Origin of the sequence: Wolbachia endosymbiont of Drosophila incompta (assembly GCF_001758565.1) — a bacterium.
Classification (GTDB): domain Bacteria; phylum Pseudomonadota; class Alphaproteobacteria; order Rickettsiales; family Anaplasmataceae; genus Wolbachia; species Wolbachia pipientis.
The window spans coordinates 231,921-237,020 of sequence record NZ_CP011148.1 but is presented as its reverse complement, the minus strand read 5'-3'; the positions used below and the strand labels follow the sequence as shown (position 1 = coordinate 237,020).

The following is a 5,100-nucleotide window of genomic DNA, read 5'->3' as shown; positions in this document are numbered from 1 at the left end:
AATATTCAATCATTCCCGCCATTTCTACCACCCTTTTGAGTTGCATTTCACCCCACTTTCCTCTGATGTGAGGCTTTCTCAAGGCATTAGCAAGGCTGGAAGTTTGGTTCATCAGCGCTCCAATTTGCTCCTTTAAACCTTCATAGGCCCCTACCCTCTCTTTTTCCAGCTCGCGTATTTCATTATCAAATTTTTCTAATTTTTCTTTTATTGGAGTTACAACTTCGTTGATCGTTGCTTGTCTTTTTTTGAAATCGCTTTCCGTTTCTTTTAATTTACTATCGATTACTTCCTTTGCTAAGTTCAGAAAATTATTGTTATTTGTCTGCAAAGCATCAAGAGAGAGTGCTTTAAAAGTGTTTGTTAATCTCTCCTCTGCTTTTGTTAGTAATTCTATTTCCTTTTTCTTTTCCTCACGTTCTTTTTGCAGAGTTACTTCAAGTTCTGCTTTTTTGACCCTTAAATCAACTATTTCTTCATTCTTCGTAAGCAAAGTTTGCTTTGTTTCTTGAAGTTCTTGCTCTAATTTACATAAATTACCCTCAAGGTTTGCTTTCTTTTCGCTCAGTTTTTTTACAATAATGTAGAAAAATAGTAATAGAGAGACAACCAGAGCTATAGAATTGAAAAGCATCAGAATAAAAAAGCTGTATTTACAATTCTATATGATTTTTGTGTGTATAAGAAAGAAAAAAGGAGCACCTAAAGAGGTGACCTTACCCAGAAAAAGTAGAGAGAAAGTTAAGACGTTTTTATCATGAGAATAAATTGTGCAGGAATGCAATAGTTAATAGTAGAATGTCTACGTTATTTGTTATAAAAGATTTCTATGTATTCAAATATGGCAGTTCTGGTTTGTTGAGCGAGAAGTATCAATAAGCAGCTCCCTTTTAAGTGAACTTTTCTGCAACAGAGTTATCGTAACAACAGCCCTTATGGCTCATGCTGGAAATGATGTTTTTTGTATTCAATAGAAATTGGTAATTTTGAGAGGTATACTGTGACCCTTGATCGCTATGTAACAGCAGATTTTTATCGGGTTTGCGTTTATCAACGGCCATCAATAAAGAATCTATAACTAATTATCATGTTACTCATTAACCACCATGCGTGAATATAGGTCAATTATTGCCGCCAACAACCTTCTTTAGTTTTTATGTAGGTAATCCCAAACTTTATTTGGCTGATCAGTAGTAAAATTTTGATCCAATGTGTTCGGAGCCACAACTCGGTTGCTTATTTGCTGTTTTTTATTTTTGAACCTTCGTCTAAACTTGGCTTTAATGCCATTTTCTTGCATAACACTTTGTACTGTTTTAATTTTTGCCTAAAGCTTTTAATTCAGCGTGAATTTTAGGGGCTCCATATCTGCATTTAGAAGCTTGATTATTTTTTGAATATCTGCTAGAAGCCCTTCTTTTGCTAATTCTTTACTGCTTTTTTCCTTAGCAACCCATACCACCAGTATAAAACCCTACATAGTTCCTGTGTTTTATAGCAATTTCTATATAAAAGAATACTTTACTCTTTTTCTTTGCCCAGGGCTTTTTTTAAGATGTCTCTTTCTCTTAANNNNTCTTTTTTTAGATCAAATCTTTCTTTGTCATAAGGAGCCTTTGCCTGGAAATGCGTATGCTCCAGACATTTTTCCATCATATTTTCTTACTTAACATACTACCATCTATACCTAGATCTTTTGCTATTTTTGTACTTGCTTGACCTGTTTCTTTAACCAGCTTAACAGCTTCTAATTTGAATTCTGCTGTATATTCTCTTCTATTTGTCATATTTTGAAAAAACGTTTTATTTTACTCCAAAAACGTCTTAACTTTCTCTCTACTTTTTCTGGGTAAGGTCAATTTACCGCCGCGGCGCTAACTAGTAGCGGGATGACGGGTTACCAAATTGTAGAAGTTGCTTTAGCTATAAATTCAAGTTTTATCAATGTCTTGTGTTGTTACCCAAATAATGGTTGTGCAAGCGCTTAATTTTTTGATCAAAAAGGAACAAGTTTAGTAAAAAATAATGATATTATTAGTGGAACATAAAACAGTCCCACTGCAGTACTGATTAGAAGCAACAGAGTAGCTTTATCTGGTTGATAATTCAAAATATTAGCAAGTATTATACTGGACCCAGAAACTGGAATAATAGCCAGCAACATCAGTGCTTTATATATGCTCTCATCGTATATACCTATAACATGCTTGTCTAAAAGGACAATTCCTAAAACAAACAGTGGCCAGAATACGTACTTTGCTGTAATAGTGATCAAAGCAAGCTTCCAATCTATTTTAAAGCTTGCAATATTCGCAATGCTCACTCCAAGTAGCACCATTCCTAATGTGACAAATGTACTTCTAATATTCATCATAACATCTGTTAAAAAAGTAGGTATTTGTATATCGTATATACTTAAAAAGAAGCCCAGAACCATCGCATAAAGCGAAGGAAGTTTGAACAACTTTAATATGCATTCTTTTGCGGTATAAATACCATTTGCAGCTATGTAAAATCCTAAGCTGTTTTCAAATAGCGCCATTCCTATATAACAAACAACATATACAGATACTGAATCTTCATCAAATAAAGCCATGGCAATCGGCAGGCCAAAATAACCCATACTTGTGCTGCCCGAGCTAAATGCTAATATGTTTCTTGTGTTATCCTTAAATAAAAAAGAAGAAAGATAATACACTGATAAGGACATAGTGCTACCTATAAACCATATCAAAATCGGCAGAGAAATTACTTTTAAGTTAACTTCTGTATGAGAGACTCCATATAAAATCACTATTGGATTAGCTATATAAAAAAGTATTTGAGATATAGTGTTTCTATCAATTTTAAGATATTTTCCTGCTAAGTAACCAATAAATATTGTAATATAAATAGGTAATACTTTGAGAAAAAGAGTAAGGAACATACTAGCCTATTGTAATATTTTTGATTGATAAAGTGACATTAGATCTTAAGGTGTTGTAAAAGTAAACAAAATTTATTTTCCAATTTATCCAGCTCATAGTTAATTAAATTAGTGCCAAAATTTGTTTTTACATAGGACTTAAGAATGACATTTGTATGATAAAATTATGTTAAGTTTCTGTAAAGCTTCTTGCATATTTTTGAATAATGACATATTTACTAAAAATTAAACTGCTTGTAGTAATTTAGACAGACTGTTGAAAAAGTAAGAGGAAATAAGTAAAGTTAGGACAGAGAGTAAGAGCTTTAACATAGTTGTCATATTTTTCTTTAATTAACCCTAGTGTCCAATTTATCCACCATTCCTTCACATGAGGTGTTTCTAACCATTTTAATAACAGTAAAAAATGTTTTCTTTCAACGCTTTAAATGTGATATTTTTATTCATTAATTAAAAATCTCAAATGTTACTACCATTTCTGTTAATCCTGTCTCTCATTGCCAAGTTCATTGAAATTGACATTTCCGTACCTAGTTTTCCTGATATGGTGCACTATTTTAACGTACCGGAAGGCATAATTCAATTAACTATTGCTTATAATTTCCTAGGCTTTTGCATAGGAGGGTTGTTTTTTGGTCCATTGTCTGAATGCTATGGCAGAAGGAGAATTATGATCATAGGTAACACTTTGTTATTAATCGGCGCTGTTGGTTGTGTTTTTGCACCGTCGATTTTTTGGCTTTTAATCTCTCGCTTTGTTCAGGGCATTGGTGTTAGCACATCTGTAGTTGTGTTTGCAATCGTTGCAGACAGCTACAAAGGCGACGAAGCGGTGAAATTTATTGGAATCATGAATTCTGTTCTTACAGTTGTCATGGCAATTGCGCCAGTGTTAGGCAGTTTCATCAATGAAATTGTAGGATGGCGTGGTAATTATGCAACTGTTGCAATACTTTGTTTGATCTCTTGGGTTTTGCTGCTTTTAGCGTTACCAGAAACAAAAAAGAACCGCGATATTTTCAGTTTGAAAAAAACGATGAAAGATTACAGAAAACTACTATCTAATCCGAGGTTTGTTACGTTGTCTTTGATGTCAAGCCTCTTTTCTGCTGCGTATATGTCATTCATTACTTGTGGACCTTTTCTGTATATGAAGACTTTTGGTTTATCTAGCACTATTTATGCACTACATCAAGGTGCAATAGTTGGGTGCTTCTCACTCATCAGTCTATTTGCTGGCAAAATCTTGCAGAAACTTGGAGCAATAAAGTGTGTAATTTCTGGTACGAGCGTGGGTGCTATTGGGTCTCTATTGCTTGTAATATTCAGTATAATTGTACCCCACTCTTTCTACTTAGTAACACTGTCTATGATTATTTTTTCTATCGGTTGTGCAATTTTCCAGCCAGTGATTTTTAATGCATCAATAAATGTTTTCCCTGAAATTAAAGGCACAGCTTCTTCTGCAGTCTCGTTCATTAGAGCTTTTATCATGGCTATTTTTATCGGCTTAACAAGCTACATTTACAATGGTCAAACAATTAGTGTAGCTGTTCTTGTTTTATCCGCGATAGCACTAGAACTTGTTTTTACTGTCTATCTATTGCGTTTAAAAGATCCTATGTAATTAATAAAGATATTCCATTGTAGGCTGCCAACTTTCCCCTGCCAATCTTTCTGCTTCATTACGTGAGATTAATGCCTCAATAAATTCATCTAGTTCGCCTTCTTTTATAATCTGCTCTAGCCGATGTGAAGTTAGATTAATTCTGTGGTCTGTTATTCTTGATTGTGGGAAATTATATGTTCTTATGCGCTCGGAACGATCACCAGAGCCAATCTGACTTTTCCTCATTGTTGACCTTTCCATTTCTTTTTTTTGTCTTTCAATTTCGTATAGCCTTGCCCTCAATACTTTGAGCGCTTTAGCTTTATTTTTATGCTGCGATTTTTCATCTTGCTGTATCACAACTATCCCTGTTGGCAAGTGGGTGACCCTTACTGCGCTGTCAGTTGTATTCACTGATTGCCCTCCAGGACCACTGGATCTATAAACATCTATTCGTAAGTCTTTTTCTTCTATTTTAAAGTCAACTTCTTCTACTTCAGGTAATATCGCAACAGTAGCGGCAGAGGTATGCAACCTTCCTGAAGATTCAGTTTCTGGCACTCTC

4 protein-coding genes and 2 pseudogenes are annotated in these 5,100 nt (G+C 34.2%); 1 reads left to right on the top strand and 5 read right to left on the bottom strand.

The features are described 5' to 3' along the window. The 4 genes and pseudogenes from rmuC to WG67_RS08035 form a co-directional block, all read right to left on the bottom strand. Nucleotides 1-634 (bottom strand): DNA recombination protein RmuC (rmuC, locus tag WG67_RS08045; RefSeq protein ID WP_458694963.1); only part of this gene is annotated, 634 nt, incomplete at its 3' end. A gap of 173 nt (nt 635-807) precedes the next feature. Continuing rightward, nucleotides 808-1,787 (bottom strand): annotated as a pseudogene (locus WG67_RS08040) (IS3 family transposase). Between the two features lie 209 nt (nt 1,788-1,996). Beyond that, entirely contained in the window at nt 1,997-2,926 is a 930-nt protein-coding gene (locus WG67_RS01095) for an AEC family transporter (RefSeq protein ID WP_070356773.1), read from the bottom strand. 304 nt (nt 2,927-3,230) lie between these two features. Beyond that, nucleotides 3,231-3,373: pseudogene (locus WG67_RS08035) on the bottom strand (N-acetyltransferase); the annotation flags it as partial. Nucleotides 3,374-3,389: 16 nt separating this feature from the next. On the opposite strand from WG67_RS08035, the gene WG67_RS01090 reads away from it, so the two are divergent. Then, nucleotides 3,390-4,553, top strand: a complete 1,164-nt coding sequence (locus tag WG67_RS01090; protein ID WP_070356772.1) for a multidrug effflux MFS transporter — start codon at nt 3,390-3,392, stop codon at nt 4,551-4,553. Here WG67_RS01090 and WG67_RS08030 read toward each other — a convergent pair. Beyond that, nucleotides 4,554-5,100 (bottom strand): peptide chain release factor-like protein (locus WG67_RS08030; protein ID WP_458694962.1); only part of this gene is annotated, 547 nt, incomplete at its 5' end. It lies immediately after the preceding gene.